Origin of the sequence: Niabella hirudinis, assembly GCF_051201075.1 — a bacterium.
Classification (GTDB): domain Bacteria; phylum Bacteroidota; class Bacteroidia; order Chitinophagales; family Chitinophagaceae; genus Niabella; species Niabella hirudinis.
On record NZ_JBPEHJ010000002.1, the window covers coordinates 444,952 to 459,428 of the forward strand.

The following is a 14,477-nucleotide window of genomic DNA, read 5'->3' on the forward strand; positions in this document are numbered from 1 at the left end:
GCGTTTTAAAAATTACTGAATTGTTGTTCTTGAATTGTTATTTTTTTGATTCTTTCTTTATGATCCTGTCCGTCCAGATCCGCTGCCAGCACAGGTTTGGCCATCGTAATGATGCCAGGTGCCGGAACCTTTGAAACATATTGCCGGGGCTGGTCATTGCTGATAGCCACTTCCCGGGTCCCGTTCAGGGAAACTGTTTTATCAGGCTGTCCATAAATAACCGGCGCACCATTGATCATTACCTCATTAAAAGAAACACCCTGTGCATGTTTTACCCGGTAAGGCTGCGCTACCCTGGCAATTTTTATGTTCTTCAGTACTACATCCGAAACAGGCATCGCTTCAAAACCAGTAATATCAATGGCATAATCACCCGCGGCAACAGCCGAAACATTCTCAATCACAAAGTCACGGAACCGGGTGGGATAGTGTTGTTTGCTTTCGGATTTGTAATCCGGCTCAAATTTTATAACCGAGGACCTTACCGAATCGGCTACCACATTGCGCACGCGGATCTGTTCAATAAACCCGCCCCGGTCAAGATTGGATTTAAAGTACACGGCATTGGATGCTTCTTTCACTTTTATGTTCTCCACAAATACGTTGCGCACCCCGCCAGAGATCTCACTGCCGATGCATACGGCATTGGTCTCGGTTTCAAAACTGCAGTTGCGGATGATCACATTTTCGGTAGGCTTGTTTACCCGCCACCCGTCATTATCTCTTCCCGATTTAATGGCAATACCATCATCGCCGGTAACAAAACGGCAGTTTTCAATGAGCACATTTGTAGAAGATTCGGGGTCGCAGCCGTCGCTGTTCAGGTTCCTGCTTTCCACAGTCACGCCCCTCACGGTTACATTGTTACAATAAATGGGGTGGATCACCCAAAAAGTGGCATTGATCAGCTTAATGTCCTCGATGAGTATATTCCTGCAATCAACCAGCTCCACAAAAGCCGGGCGTAAATGGTGGTCTTTACCAAAAACTCTTTTGGCAACAGGCACACCTGTTCTTCCCATTTCCCGCAATTGTTGCTGATCTTTTTTCTGAAGCGGCTTCCAGGTGGCAATGTTGGCTGTTCCCATCCCATTCAGCAATCCTTTTCCCGTAATGGCAATATTCACTGCGCTACGGGCGTATATCAGCGGGGAATAGTTATACAGCTCGGTGCCCTCCCAGCGGGTAAATACCACCGGCAGATAGTCTTCGGCCACACTGCTGAAGATCAGTTCGGCGCCTTCGCTCACATGCAGGTTTACATTGCTTTTAAGTACAATGGGACCCTTTATAAAAAATTTTCCGGCTGGGATCAGCACCCGCCCACCGCCCTGCTGGTTGCAGCGGGCAATGGCTTTGCTGATGGCAGGCCGCGCATCTGCAATACCTCCCGGGCGGGCGCCAAACGCAAGAATATTATAGTCCTTCTTTTGAAACCGGGGAGCTTTGATCGCCTTTTCAATTTCCTGCATCAGCGCCCAGTTGTCCTGTGCTATGCCGTTAAAAAAACAGGCACAAAAAATACCGGTCCATATCAACTTTATCTTCGATAACATCTTCATTTTACTTCTTTACAAATTTTACAAATGTGCTTGGTGTATAACCAATCCGTGTTGCAATTGCCGTAAGCACATCGCCTTTTTTTAAGAGAACCGGCTTAGAGTAGAGCAGCCAATGGTTTTCGTGTAACCCCCTGCCATTTACCTGGTAGGCAATAGAGCTCCCGGCGGTAGCTCCGTTTATTTTAACGGTACCGTCGGCAAGTACGGAAAATTCAGGCTGTTTTGTTATTGGCTGCTCTCCTCCCGGCCATAATTGTTCCCTTAATTCAGCTTCACTAAGTCCCAGGTAGGGATTGAGTTCTTTATCCAGCTGACCGAGCTTTTTCCGCAACCGGTCAATATGAGACCGGTAGCCGGGATCTGCGATCAGGTTATGCATTTCATGCGGATCCTTGTCCACATCGTAAAATTCTTCTACAGCCCTCGGCCTGTCGAACCACCGGCGTACTGCCGGCTCCAGCTGATGTTGCTGGTACAGGGTTTTCATGTGCTGCATCATCGGCATCTGCAGCCGGGAAAGGATCTCCATATATCCGGGCTTTTCCGGCAAATAGTTGTGTACAAAACGATAGTGTTTATCCCGCACACAGGTTTGCCGTTCCACGATTTCATCGAGCCGGTCGCGGGCGCCATATACGCAGTCCCTTTCCGGTCCATTGTACGTTCCCAAAAAGGGAATCCCCTGCATATAAGCCGGCGGCTTTATACCTGCAAGTGAAAGAATGGTTGCCGGTATGTCCACAAACATGGCCATCCGGTCGCTTACCGTACTTGCATAGCGGCCATCCGGGAAACGGATCATAAATGGCACCAATGCTCCGCTTTCATATAGTTCTCTTTTCTGCCGGGGAAGTGGTCCGCCGTTATCAGAGTACCAGATGATGATCGTATTGTCTAAAAGCCCCGCGTCCTTTACCTCATCAATATATTGCTTTACCAACTTATCCATTGCATGGATGTTGCTGTACACCACTGCCCAATCCCGGCGCGTTACAGAATCATCCGGATGATAGGGAGGCGGTACGATCTTCGCAGGGTCGATCGCCAACGGCTCATTGGCTCTTTTCCATACCTGCGATTCGTGCGTAATTTCCATATTAAAGATGGCGAAGAACGGCATTCCACCGGGCCGGTTTTTCCAATGCGCTTTCTTGCCGTTTTCGTCCCAGGCCGTTACAGGCACTTTAAACTGGTAATCCATCTTGGCATTATTGGTACAATAGTACCCGGCAGCTCTCAGGTATTCCGTATAACACTTAACCCCGGCCTGTGGCACTGCTTCGTAGGGAGGCACCAGACCCTCCGTTAGCGGCTTTGTGTTGGAGGTACGCATATAGTTTGCACCAAAAAATGTTGGAAAAAGACCGGTGATCAGCGCTGCCCGCGAGGGGGCACATACCCCTATGGAGGTATACATACGGGTATAGCGGATACCCTCCGCAGCCAGGCGGTCCAGGTTCGGTGTTTGTGCATACGGATCTCCATAACAGCCGATATAGGGTCCGATATCTTCCGTTACCAAACAGAGGATATTGGGCTGTTTGCCCTGCTTTTGGGCAAACGCCGCCCCTGACCAGAAGAGGAGCACCATTGCGGTCAGAAAATATCCCATCCTGTTTTTGTAACCGGTCATTTTTTTGCTTTTACAATAGAAACACGGGCTTTCCAGCCTTTAAATAACTGATCCATCCGGGTAACTATCCCGGGATGTACCGCTGCCAGATCTTTTGTTTCAGAAGGATCCGCCTGCATATCGAATAAGGACCAGGGCTGGTCCAGCCCTTCTCTTACCAGTTTCCATTTTCCATCCCTTGCCGCCTGGCCCGTCCGCCACTCCCAAAACAAGGGCTGTTTACGTGCTGCCGTCTTACCCTGGATAACCGGCAAAAAAGACGTGCCTTCATAAGGAAGTATGGGTTTACCCTTGTATGCTTTTGGGTAAGGTGCTGCTGCCAGATCTACAAAAGTGGCCATCACATCGATCAGGTGCCCGGTAAAGTCGGCGATCCGGCCCGGGGCTTTCAGTCCGTTTTTCCAGGATACGATCATTGGGGCAGCCGTTCCGCCTTCATAGCTATAGTTCTTAAAATAGCGGAAGGGCGTATTGCCTATATTGGCCCAGTCTTCTCCCAGCGAGGTCCAGTTGGTAAGGGTTCCTATAGGGCCATAGCTATCATCCAGGGTCACCACTTCTGCGGAAGCCCCGTTATCAGAAAGAAAAATGATCAGGGTATTCTCATATTTTCCCTGTTCCTTCAGCTTGCTCAGTACCCTGCCGATATTCTGATCCATACGGTCGATCATCGCCGCATATACCTCCATTTTCCGGGCCTCAGTATCCCGTTCGGCAACACTCAGCGACTTCCAGGGCCGGTAGGTAGCGTTGGATAAACGATACCGGCTATCGATCAGCCCCGTTTGCTGCTGCTTTTTAAACCGGGCATTGCGGATGGCCTCATAACCTTTATCATATTTTCCCTTATATTTTGCAATATCTTCCGGCCAGGCCATTAACGGATCATGCGGCGCATTGTACGCCAGGTAAAGAAAGAAGGGCGCCTCGTCATTTTTATATTCATCCAGCCATTTCAGGGCATAGTTGGTGAAATAATCGGTCGTGTAAAAGTCTTTTTCCCCCGGTGTATACGGATGGTATTCCTTGTCCTCGATGCACCAGTAACGTACTTTTTTATGTGCCGGTTTTCCTTCCCCCGGGCGTTGTAAGCCCGGATTAAAATAATTAGAGGCGCCGTCTCTAAGCCCGTAATAATGATCAAACCCTCTTGTTTTGGGGTTCTCCGCCCCGTGATGTTTGCCGGACCAAAGAGTAATATACCCGGCCGATTTCAGGTATTCGCCCAAGGTGATACCATTTACCAGCGGACCGTCAAACTTCTTTGCATACCCATTCTGCTGGGCATATAAACCCGTTAATAAGGTAGCCCGCGATGGATGGCATTTGGACGTATTGTGAAACTGGCGAAAACGGATCCCCTCGGCCGCAAGTAAGTCCAGGTTGGGCGTTTTTACCTCGCTGCCATAGCAGCCGATATCGGACCATCCCAGGTCATCCGCACATATCAGCAGGATATTGGGCTTGCCTTTTCCTTTACCGGCATCCTGCCGCTCCGGGGGTATTCCCGAGCAAAGCAATAACATAAAGGAACCCGAAAGGAGCACCAGGTTTAGTCTTTTCATTTATTTTCTGTTTTAAGTGGTCAGAAATTCAGCCGGCCGGAAGGCGCCGTATCCGCAACTGCTATTTGTTCCCTGTTTCCTTCGGAAAATTGCGCATCTTACCTTCAAGCCGGGGGTAGGTTTCCCATATCTCCGGATTATTGCCGATCCGGGTATCCTTTGTGGCTACAAGCTTATTCTTTAGCAATTGTTGCATCGTTGCCAAGGCTTTTGCATACGTTTTGTCTTCGGCCATATTGTGCAAACAGCTCACATCTTTACTCAGGTCATACAATTCATATTCCGGGCGCTTACCAACCGACCGCTCCAGATAAGCAGCCATTTCAGGGTCGTTCCGGTGATTGACCAGGTACTGTTTTGAAGGAGCATCATCGATATCATAATAAGCCGTCTTTAAACCGCCGCCTTTAGTAAGTTCCTCCGGGTCACCAGCCGGCCATCTTTCCGGATGAAAATTGTGCACCAGCAGCAGATTTTTCCACCGGACGCTGCGCATGGGATATCCCATATTATCATAGCGGGAAAAAGAATGCCGCTCCCGTCCCGCATACACAGCGGTAGCGGTGTAGGCTTTGGCATTGTCCGTAAGCAGGGGCAACAAGCTTTGCCCGCTTAGCGCATCCCGGGCCTTTAGCCCCACCGCTGCAAGAATGGTCGGAGCAATATCGATTGAGCTCACCAGCGTTTTAACCACCTGGTTGGATTTCAATTTGCTGCCCCAGCAAATAGCAAGGGGCACATGAATACCTGCATCCGTACAATTGGCTTTGGCATAGGGAAAGGACATTCCATTGTCTGCCATAACGATGATGATGGTATTGTCCAGTTCACCAATCCGCTCCAGTTCATTCATACATTTTGTCAGATGCGCATCAAACCAGGAAATTTCTGTAGCGTAATCGAGCAGGTCACTCTTTATCGTATCCTTGTCCGGCAAAAAAGCGGGAACTTCTGCCTGCCCCATCGTATAACCCTGCTTTATCCAGGCCTGGTTTTCAAAAGGACGGTGCGGCTCATGGGTGCCTATCCAGAAATAAAAGGGCTGCCCCGGTTTCCGCTCCTGCAGAAATTGCTTAAAATTTGCGGCATAGTCAATCTTCGATATCCCGGTATAGGGTGGTTCAAGTACCTGGCGATTGTACTCAGGCCCCGCAGGATTGTATTTGCGGCCGGAAATCTCCCAGTTACCCGGTCCCCAGCCCTTACCCGTATAGCCGATATGATAGCCTGCATTTTTCAGGATATCCGGAAAACACTGGTACTTTGATGAAAAAGAACTGGCATGTGAGCCGGCTTCTTCAACCTGCCAGGGATACAACCCCGTAAGAATGCTGGCCCGCGAAGGACTGCAACCCGGCGATGTTACATAGGCATTGGTGAACAAGGCTCCCTTACCGGCAACCCGGTCAAACCCCGGAGTCTTTACCATTTTGCTGCCATAGGCGGATGCATGCGGATAAGACTGGTCATCTGCGATCACAAAAAGGATATTTGGCTGCTTCATTGCCTTTTGAGCATCAGATGGACTCCCGTGCAAAGCAGCAATCAGAACAAGCAAATATGTTGACTTCAATAACAAGCAATTTCAGTTAATGATAGTAGCTAATGTAGCGCTTTTCACCAATAGAAATCCTTATTTAAAGTACAATATCTACGCAATCGTTGCCGAAAACGATTTCGCAAACGAATAATATAAATTACTGAAAATCAACATATAACAAACAGGCTTATCTGCTACTGAAAGACGGCCCACCCCTCTTCCGCTATTTTTACAGCCGGGCAGGAGCGGGTACCGGACAGCGGGTCTTTGAACAGCGATCCGGGTATGGTTATTCTACCCGGAGATTGAGCGGTTTTGTGACCTTGCGATAGCAGAAAGCGTTGTCATTCCAACATTGGTGTTGCAACGCAAACAGAGCACTCAGTATGAAAGCAGCGCCTTTTGGGTGCGTTCAGCCCCGTAAATATTCATTCGTACAAAAAGCTACGGATAGGTATTTAAAAGTGTTTGTAAAAAGGCATTACTGTCCGCAGCAGTTTTAAGTTGTTGATCTCTGTAAAAGGCTTCCTCCCAATGACCGTACATATTATTGGGTAATACAATGAATTTTTTTCCGAATAACTCTTTATGCTGTTCGGTCCATGCTGCCCGGCTGTTCATGGCTTTATTATCAAACAGCGATGAAAAGTCGCCGAGGTTATCGCCCAGCAACATCATGATATCATAATCCTTCAGCACGATCTGGCGGCGGGCCTCCTTATCGGAGGTAGTGCTCATCAGCAGCAGGTGGCTGGTATCTGCATTGGGGAAATTATACTTTTTCAGGTTTTCAACCGTTTGCTGCTGATCTCCCCCGATACGGTTGGTAATATAAAACACCGTGATCCCTTTTGAAGCGGCATATTGGAAAAATGAGGGTGCGCCCGGCACTGAATCACAGGCCACCTGCTTTGTCCAGCTGATCCAGGATGAATCCGTGTAGCCCGCATGTTTCATGGCCAGGTGAATATAGTAAGGGCTGTTGTCCAGCACGGTTTCATCAACATCTGTAACAATGGCTCCTGGCCGCCCGGAAGGTTGTTGCAGCATCCCGTCGAGGCTCAGCCTTGCACTATTGTAAGCCTGGTACGACAAAGCCCGGTATTCTGCGGCACGCTGTTGCCACAGGGCTCCCCAGGCGGGGGCCTCCGGCATTAATGACAGGTGTTCCCGTGTCGGTTCCCGCCGGTTTCCCTGTTTACAGGAGCATAAGAAAACAACTCCGATAATAAAAAAAAACTGCTTCATAATTTATTGTTCAAATGCTTTTTCCGCTTTAAACCCTTTAACCTGTCCCCCCGGGAAAGGCTATAACAGACAGCACATCAATACGGCAAACTATTTATTAAATTAATTGAACATTCATTTAATAAAAAAATTAACAATCTGTTAATGAAACAGGCGTCTTCCCGAATGGCTTGTGAAAACAAAATCATTGCCGGCACCATCCGCTATTGGTGCCAATCATTGCCCCTGGGCTGGTTCATTATTAACACTGACGCAACGGATCAAAAAAAAGGCGGCCCGTTTTCAGGCCACCTTTCCCATAAAAATACAAATAGCATTATCCAAGATCAAACCGGTCCAGGTTCATCACTTTGTTCCATGCAGCTACAAAGTCGTTCACAAACTTTTCCCCGGCATCGGCACTTCCGTAAACTTCAGCAATGGCTCTCAGTTCCGCATTGGAACCCAACACGAGGTCGGCCCGGGTTGCTGTCCATTTGGTGGCACCGGTACTCCGGTCGTACCCTTCAAATAGCTCGCGGTCTTCGGAAGCCGCTTTCCATGCGGTGCGCATATCGAGCAGGTTTACAAAAAAATCGTTGGTCAGTTGCCCCGGGCGCTCTGTAAGTACACCATGGCGGGAGCCATCAACGTTGGTTTCCAGCACCCGCAAGCCTCCCAGCAGCACGGTCAGTTCCGGCGCTGTAAGGGTGAGCAGTTGTGCCTTGTCGACCAGCAACGCCTCTGTAGGAACGGGTATCTTTGTTTTGCGATAGTTCCGGAAACCATCAGCCAAAGGTTCCAGGAAAGCGACGGAATCCACATCTGTCTGTTCCTGCGAGGCATCCATACGTCCCGGTGTTACCGGCACAGTAACACGGTGCCCGGCACCCCCGGCTGCCTTCTCAATGCCTGCGGCACCGGCCAGCACGATCAGGTCGGCCAGCGATATTTTTTTACCTCCTGTTTGCGCCGCATTAAATTCCTGCTGAATGCCTTCGAGCACATTCAGCACTTTTTGCAATTGTAAAGGGTTATTTACCTGCCAGTATTTTTGCGGGGCCAGGCGAATCCGGGCGCCATTGGCGCCCCCACGCTTATCCCCTCCGCGGAAGGTGGCCGCAGAGGCCCAGGCCGTGGATACCAGCTCGCCGATGCTCAGACCCGACTGCTGTATTTTTGCCTTCAGGGCGGCAGCATCTGCCTCATCGATCAATGCATGATCTACCGCGGGGATGGGATCTTCCCACGAAAATTCCTCCTGGGGAATTTCCGCTCCCAAATAACGGCTGCGGGGTCCCATATCGCGGTGTGTCAGTTTAAACCAGGACCGGGCAAACGCATCGGCAAAGGCATCCGGGTTTTCCAGAAAGTGTTTTGAAATTTTTCCGTACTCGGGGTCAAACCGGAGTGAAAGATCGGTGGTAAGCATGGTGGGCTTATGCTTTTTAGCCGGGTCAAAGGCATCGGGCGTAATGGCTTCTGCACCCTTTGCTACCCATTGGTGCGCGCCCGCGGGGCTTTTGGTAAGCTCCCATTCAAAACCGAATAGTGTTTCAAAAAAATTATTGTCCCATTTTGTAGGCGTCTGTGTCCAGGTCACTTCCAGTCCGCTGGCGATGGTATCTGCGCCCACTCCGGTACCAAAACTGTTGCTCCAGCCCAGGCCCTGGGCCTCTATGCCGGCTGCTTCCGGTTCTTTGCCTACATGTGTGGCCGATGCGGCGCCATGTGTTTTACCAAAAGTATGGCCCCCGGCAATCAGGGCTACCGTTTCCTCATCATTCATGGCCATGCGGCCAAAAGTATCCCGGATGTCTTTTGCCGCAGCAATGGGATCCGGATTACCGTCCGGTCCTTCCGGGTTTACATAGATCAACCCCATTTGTACAGCAGCCAGTGGTTTTTCAAGATTGCGGGAGTGGATATCACCATCGGCCTCCTCATCCGTTACCAGCACACCGCCGCTCTTTTCAACGCCTTCTGCACCGTGCGCATAGCGGATATCGCCACCCAGCCAGGTGTTTTCTGAACCCCAGTATACATCTTCGGCCGCTTCCCATGCGTCTTCACGGCCACCTGCAAAACCCAGGGTTTTGAAGCCCATCGACTCCAGTGCCACATTACCGGCAAGGATCAGCAGATCGGCCCAGGATAGCTTTTTGCCATATTTCTGTTTGATGGGCCAGAGCAAGCGCCGGGCTTTATCGAGGCTTACGTTGTCCGGCCAACTATTCAACGGTGCAAAACGTTGTTGTCCTGAACCTGCTCCACCCCTGCCATCACCCACACGATAGGTGCCGGCACTGTGCCAGGCCATGCGGATAAATAACCCTCCGTAATGGCCAAAATCTGCCGGCCACCAGTCCTGCGAATCGGTCATAAGGGTATGCAGGTCCTGCTTTACAGCATCCAGATCCAGGGTCTTAAATGCTTCGGCATAGTTAAATCCTTTGTCCATCGGGTTGGATAAAGCAGAATGTTGCCGCAGGATGTTCAACTTGAGCTGGTTGGGCCACCAGTCGCGGTTTTTGGTTCCGCCACCGCCTACACTTTGTTTAATAGAGCCATTGTGAAACGGGCATTTGCTGATGTCGTTTGAATCTTTCCCCATTTTATAAGTTTTTATGATTATTGACAGAGTCCTCTTACCAGAATCGTTCTCCTGTAAAAGAGAAACAAACATATCGAGATTTATTGCATAAACAAAATCAATTAAATTTATGATTCAATAGATTAAATTGATTACTCTAAAAGAAGATTGCGGCAGCAGCAGTACCTTCTGCTTCCGCTAACCGGATGGTATACCTGCGGCAGCCGGAAGCCCGATGCCTCCTGTCAGCCCCAAAGCTGTATAAGCGATTCCAGCTCTTCTTCCGGAGACTGGCGGGGCATGGAGGTGCCTGCGCGGCGGTACCAGTAATCCGCATTCCACTGATCCCCTTCCACCCGGTGCAGCCAGGCATGCAGCCGGTCAAAATCCCGCTCACCTTCATGATCCTGCGCTACCTGGTGTGCCGCCTCCCAATTTCCTTTTGCTGCCTGCCAAAGCCCGGATTGAAGGGGGCTCAGGCCCTCGGGCGGCCGGGTCGCTTCGAGTGATGCTTTAAATATTTGATATGCCATTTTAATCCATTTTTGTTTCAAAAATACCTGTTTGCCTTAACTTTAGGATTTTACCCCGGGTAAACAAATTCAATTACAACAGATCAAAACGCATTAAAAAATGACAAAGTCTCCGTTTATCTTTTACTTTTTGCCTGCTTTGCTGCTGCTGAGTTCCTGTGCCACTAAAACGATGACCGGCACCGGAAATGCAGATATTGTTGTATGCGGAGACGATAAAGTATTGCTGCTTAACAGCCGGCAATCCGCAACCACGCCCGCTGTTAGCTGGCGCTGGAAGGTAAGCGATGCGCAGGAACTTCCCCCCGCCTACCAGAAATGGATGGTTCCCCTGGATGATTGCAAGCCGGTGATGAACCGCTCCAAACTCTTGCTGACCTCATCGGGGGGCGGTATGGTGCTGCTGGATATTAAAACCAAAAAACCTGTTTTTTATGCCCGGGTTCCCATGGCACATTCTGCCGAAATACTGCCCGGCAACCGGGTGGTGGTAGCGCTTTCCACGCATACCCAGGGAAACAGCATTGAATTGTATGACCTTAATAAACCGGAACAAAGATTGTTCCGGGATTCTTTATACTCCGGCCATGGTGTGGTATGGAGCTCAAAGCACCAGCGGCTGTTTGCATTGGGGTTTGATGAGCTCCGGGCTTATTCCTTACAAAACTGGAACAGTACCGCACCCCGTTTGCGGCTTGAACAAAAGTGGAAATTGCCATCCGAAGGCGGGCACGATCTTTCGGCAATGGATCCTGAAACCCTGATCGTGACTACGCATCACAATGTTTTTACCTTTTCCATTCCAAAAGCGATCTTCGGTATTTTTGAACCGCTGGAGGGAAGACAGAATATTAAATCGGCCAATTACAGCCCCAAAACAAAACAGCTCCTGTTTACCCAGGCCGAGGAAAGCTGGTGGACCTATCATATCTATATGCGCAACCCGGACAGGACCATTACGATCCCGGATATAAAACTCTATAAGGTCCGCTTCTTCTGATTATGTCCCGCAGATCACGTAAATTAAACGCGCCTTGCGGTTAAGATTCAAACGCAACGAACGCAAGGAATACGCAAGGAGCGCTATGTAGGGCCATCAGCCGCCTCTTTATTTTCCAGACTCCTGCATTAATAATAAGCTCTCCAAAACTGGTGCACCTGCGAATGCAATTACTTCAAAAAACTTTGCTGACCTTTGCGCACCTTGCGGTTAAAACCCCACTCCAAAAGAAGTCTGTAAATATGCCATGCACCCTAAACGATCCCTTGCAGGATCTTTCTATATTTCAGCTATATCATACTCCGGGCAGGCCCCTTTTTTTGTTGCAATAAATGAACCCAGCCGGCAGGCAAAATCCAGTGCAGCTTCCGGGCTGCTTCCTTTGTGCAATTGCGATAGAAACCCCGCCAGGAAGGCATCTCCGCTGCCAACGGTATCTACTACTTCCACTTTGAAGCCCGGATGCTCATAAAAACGCCCATCTGCATAATAAGCCGCACCCTCTGCCCCTCTTGTAATTATTATATCCCGGATGGAGAACCGTTTCCCAAGCGCCTCCGCCTGCTCCCGCGCCCCACCGGTAAAGGTATACCAGCCGCTGAGCAGCTGCAGCTCATTTTCATTCAGCTTCAGCACCGATGCCTCATTCAGTAGCGCTTCGATCACTTCCTGCGTAAAATGCGGCGGCCGCAGGTTGATATCCATTATTTTCTTTTTGGCACGGGATAACAGGCTAAACAGGGTTTTGCGCGAATGTTCGCTGCGGGAGGCAAGACTCCCGAAGATGAATAGTTCTGCAGCAGTCACTTTTTCCGCAGCTATGTCATTATCATCAATAAAATCCCAGGCCACTGGAAAAACAATATCATATTGCATTTCATAGTTTGCTCCCGGTGTGGCCAGCACTTTTCCGGTAGGATAAGCGGGATCGGTTTGCACCAGTGCGGTACTTACGCGATGCCCTTCCAGGAAACGGACCAGCCGCTCACCATCGGCATCGTTTCCTTTTTTCGACAATACCGCCGCTGCAATCCCGGACTGGTTCAGGTGATACGCCACATTCATGGGTGCGCCGCCGGGCTGTGCTCCGCCAGGCAGTACATCCCAAAGAATTTCACCAAAACAAATTGCTGTATAGGATTGCTCCGTCATAAGAATAAGAAGCTGTTTAAGTTTTCATTATTAAAATTCCGTATAACAGACATTCAGGCCTTCAAAAACCATTAAGAAGTTAAGATTCATTAAGAATTGCGGTTGCTAAACTATTCTTAATGCCTTAATGGTTTTTAATTATTCTATTTTTAAACAGTTTCTAAAAGATCTTTGTTTCCGTTAAGATACACAAAGTTCATACCACCCGGTACCTGCCCTTAATACAGGGCCAGGTTGGAGATCAGCGGTGCGGCTTTGGAGCCGGTAATGCGCAGCCGGATCTTTGAGGTAACCACCGGATCAATCTTTAAAATACGTTTGTACCCGATGGTGGTACCCGCGGCCACCTCTTTCCAGCTGCCGCCTACCTGCGCTTCAACCGCAAAGCTGCTTACGCGCTGCCCCAATGCAATATATTCCTGCAACAGCACATAGCTGATCTTTTTTGCTACGGGCAATTGCAATTCAGCATCGGCCGTAGTTACTTCATCATCTGTTGCCCAGTACGTGTCCTTCTTGCCATCAGTGGTCTTGGCACCGTTATAAGTTGCCGCGTTTCCACGGATATTGCTGACTATTACTGTTGCATTTTTTGCGAGGTTGTGGCTCAGCCGCTCATCCAGCAGTTTTTTAAATCCTTTTAATGCGGCCACATCGGTGGGATGAAAAACCCCGTTGCGATCGGGAGGAATATTCAGCAGCAGGTTGGAGCCTCTTCCTACGGAAGTCAGGTAAATGTTAAACAGCTGCTCCGGAGTTTTTACCTTGGCATCTTCGGATGCATGATAAAACCAGCCCGGGCGGATGGAGACATCCACTTCTGCCGGTATCCATTTGGTACCATCGGCCGATCCGGTGTTCAGCAACCCGGTGATCCCTGCTTTACCTGCATACAACGTATCGGGTGTAATACTGTTCCAGTTCGTTTTTCCGGCCACACCACTCTCATTACCTACCCAGCGTATATCCGGTCCGGCATCGCTAAAAAACAGTACATTGGGTTGTATGGCACGCACCATCTTTAAAGTAGTGGGCCAATCATAATAAGAAGCGCCGTTAATTTTTCTTTTCTCCTTTGTTCCCCCGTAATAGCCATCGCCTCCATTGGCTCCATCAAACCACATTTCGAAGATGGGTCCATAATTGGTAAACAGTTCTTTCAGCTGGTTGCGGTAATAGGTAATATAGGAGGGCGTTCCATAGTCGGCGCGGTTCCGGTCCCAGGGTGAAAGGTACACTCCAAATTTGAGCCCCGCCTTTCGTGCCGCATCGCTGGCCTCCTTCACCACATCGTCTTTTCCGTTCTTCCAGGGGCTGTTTTTTACAGAATGGTCGGTGTACTTACTGGGCCAGAGCGTAAACCCATCATGATGTTTGGTGGTAAGGATCATGGCCTTAAAACCGGTCTGTTTGAGCACTGAAGCCCACTGATTGGCATCTACTTTTGAAGGATTAAAAATCCGGGGATCCTCATCGCCAAAGCCCCATTCCTTATCCGTAAATGTATTGGTGGTAAAATGAATGAAGGCATAGGTTTCTAACTGGTGCCAGGCCAGTTGCCGGGCAGAAGGCACGGGATATACCGGGGCCGGGGGCGCAACCTTTTGGGCCATGCCATATAAAGAAAGTCCGACACAAAGGAAAGAACTGAATACAATCTTCTTCATATACT

Annotated in this window: 10 protein-coding genes; 1 reads left to right on the forward strand and 9 read right to left on the reverse strand. The window is 49.5% G+C overall.

Annotated elements, in window-relative coordinates; translation table 11 throughout:
• Window positions 1-5: 5 nt before the first annotated feature.
• The 7 genes from GGU45_RS05315 to GGU45_RS05345 all read right to left on the reverse strand — a co-directional run bounded on the left by GGU45_RS05315 (window position 6) and on the right by GGU45_RS05345 (window position 10,653).
• The gene (locus tag GGU45_RS05315; RefSeq protein ID WP_435222685.1) at window positions 6-1,562 is read right to left on the reverse strand and encodes a glycoside hydrolase family 28 protein; all 1,557 of its coding nucleotides are present in this window, start codon (window positions 1,560-1,562) and stop codon (window positions 6-8) included.
• Window position 1,563: 1 nt separating this feature from the next.
• Window positions 1,564-3,195 carry a sulfatase family protein gene (locus GGU45_RS05320; protein ID WP_435222686.1) on the reverse strand — a complete coding sequence of 544 codons (1,632 nt, stop codon included), beginning with the start codon at window positions 3,193-3,195 and terminating at the stop codon, window positions 1,564-1,566.
• Window positions 3,192-4,760, reverse strand: coding sequence for an arylsulfatase (locus GGU45_RS05325; RefSeq protein ID WP_435222688.1), 1,569 nt, complete (start codon window positions 4,758-4,760; stop codon window positions 3,192-3,194). The genes GGU45_RS05320 and GGU45_RS05325 overlap by 4 nt, the downstream gene beginning before the upstream one ends.
• A 61-nt stretch (window positions 4,761-4,821) precedes the next feature.
• The gene (locus GGU45_RS05330; RefSeq protein WP_435222690.1) at window positions 4,822-6,264 is read right to left on the reverse strand and encodes a sulfatase family protein; all 1,443 of its coding nucleotides are present in this window, start codon (window positions 6,262-6,264) and stop codon (window positions 4,822-4,824) included.
• Window positions 6,265-6,744: 480 nt separating this feature from the next.
• Window positions 6,745-7,548 carry a 5'-nucleotidase, lipoprotein e(P4) family gene (locus tag GGU45_RS05335; RefSeq protein ID WP_435222692.1) on the reverse strand — a complete coding sequence of 268 codons (804 nt, stop codon included), beginning with the start codon at window positions 7,546-7,548 and terminating at the stop codon, window positions 6,745-6,747.
• Window positions 7,549-7,864: 316 nt separating this feature from the next.
• Complete coding sequence (katG, locus tag GGU45_RS05340; protein WP_435222694.1) at window positions 7,865-10,141, reverse strand: catalase/peroxidase HPI; 2,277 nt, start codon at window positions 10,139-10,141, stop codon at window positions 7,865-7,867.
• A gap of 224 nt (window positions 10,142-10,365) precedes the next feature.
• Entirely contained in the window at window positions 10,366-10,653 is a 288-nt protein-coding gene (locus GGU45_RS05345) for a hypothetical protein (RefSeq protein ID WP_435222696.1), read from the reverse strand.
• Window positions 10,654-10,753: 100 nt separating this feature from the next.
• On the opposite strand from GGU45_RS05345, the gene GGU45_RS05350 reads away from it, so the two are divergent.
• On the forward strand, window positions 10,754-11,653 hold the full coding sequence (locus tag GGU45_RS05350; RefSeq protein ID WP_435222698.1) for a DUF6528 family protein: 900 nt from the start codon (window positions 10,754-10,756) through the stop codon (window positions 11,651-11,653).
• A 279-nt stretch (window positions 11,654-11,932) separates the two neighbouring features.
• Here GGU45_RS05350 and GGU45_RS05355 read toward each other — a convergent pair whose 3' ends face one another.
• Both GGU45_RS05355 and GGU45_RS05360 read right to left on the reverse strand, forming a co-directional pair.
• Complete coding sequence (locus GGU45_RS05355; RefSeq protein ID WP_435222700.1) at window positions 11,933-12,805, reverse strand: carbohydrate kinase family protein; 873 nt, start codon at window positions 12,803-12,805, stop codon at window positions 11,933-11,935.
• A 218-nt stretch (window positions 12,806-13,023) separates the two neighbouring features.
• Window positions 13,024-14,472, reverse strand: a complete 1,449-nt coding sequence (locus tag GGU45_RS05360) for an alpha-L-fucosidase (protein ID WP_435222702.1) — start codon at window positions 14,470-14,472, stop codon at window positions 13,024-13,026.
• Window positions 14,473-14,477: the final 5 nt, after the last annotated feature.

What these genes read in the sequence shown, in the direction of transcription:
- GGU45_RS05335 (WP_435222692.1), bottom strand. Translation starts at nt 7,548, where the DNA reads ATGAAGCAGTTTTTTTTTATTATCGGAGTTGTTTTCTTATGCTCCTGT.
- GGU45_RS05325 (WP_435222688.1), bottom strand. Translation starts at nt 4,760, where the DNA reads ATGAAAAGACTAAACCTGGTGCTCCTTTCGGGTTCCTTTATGTTATTG.
- GGU45_RS05360 (WP_435222702.1), bottom strand. Translation starts at nt 14,472, where the DNA reads ATGAAGAAGATTGTATTCAGTTCTTTCCTTTGTGTCGGACTTTCTTTA.
- GGU45_RS05350 (WP_435222698.1), top strand. Translation starts at nt 10,754, where the DNA reads ATGACAAAGTCTCCGTTTATCTTTTACTTTTTGCCTGCTTTGCTGCTG.
- katG (WP_435222694.1), bottom strand. Translation starts at nt 10,141, where the DNA reads ATGGGGAAAGATTCAAACGACATCAGCAAATGCCCGTTTCACAATGGC.
- GGU45_RS05345 (WP_435222696.1), bottom strand. Translation starts at nt 10,653, where the DNA reads ATGGCATATCAAATATTTAAAGCATCACTCGAAGCGACCCGGCCGCCC.
- GGU45_RS05320 (WP_435222686.1), bottom strand. Translation starts at nt 3,195, where the DNA reads ATGACCGGTTACAAAAACAGGATGGGATATTTTCTGACCGCAATGGTG.
- GGU45_RS05330 (WP_435222690.1), bottom strand. Translation starts at nt 6,264, where the DNA reads ATGAAGCAGCCAAATATCCTTTTTGTGATCGCAGATGACCAGTCTTAT.
- GGU45_RS05315 (WP_435222685.1), bottom strand. Translation starts at nt 1,562, where the DNA reads ATGAAGATGTTATCGAAGATAAAGTTGATATGGACCGGTATTTTTTGT.
- GGU45_RS05355 (WP_435222700.1), bottom strand. Translation starts at nt 12,805, where the DNA reads ATGACGGAGCAATCCTATACAGCAATTTGTTTTGGTGAAATTCTTTGG.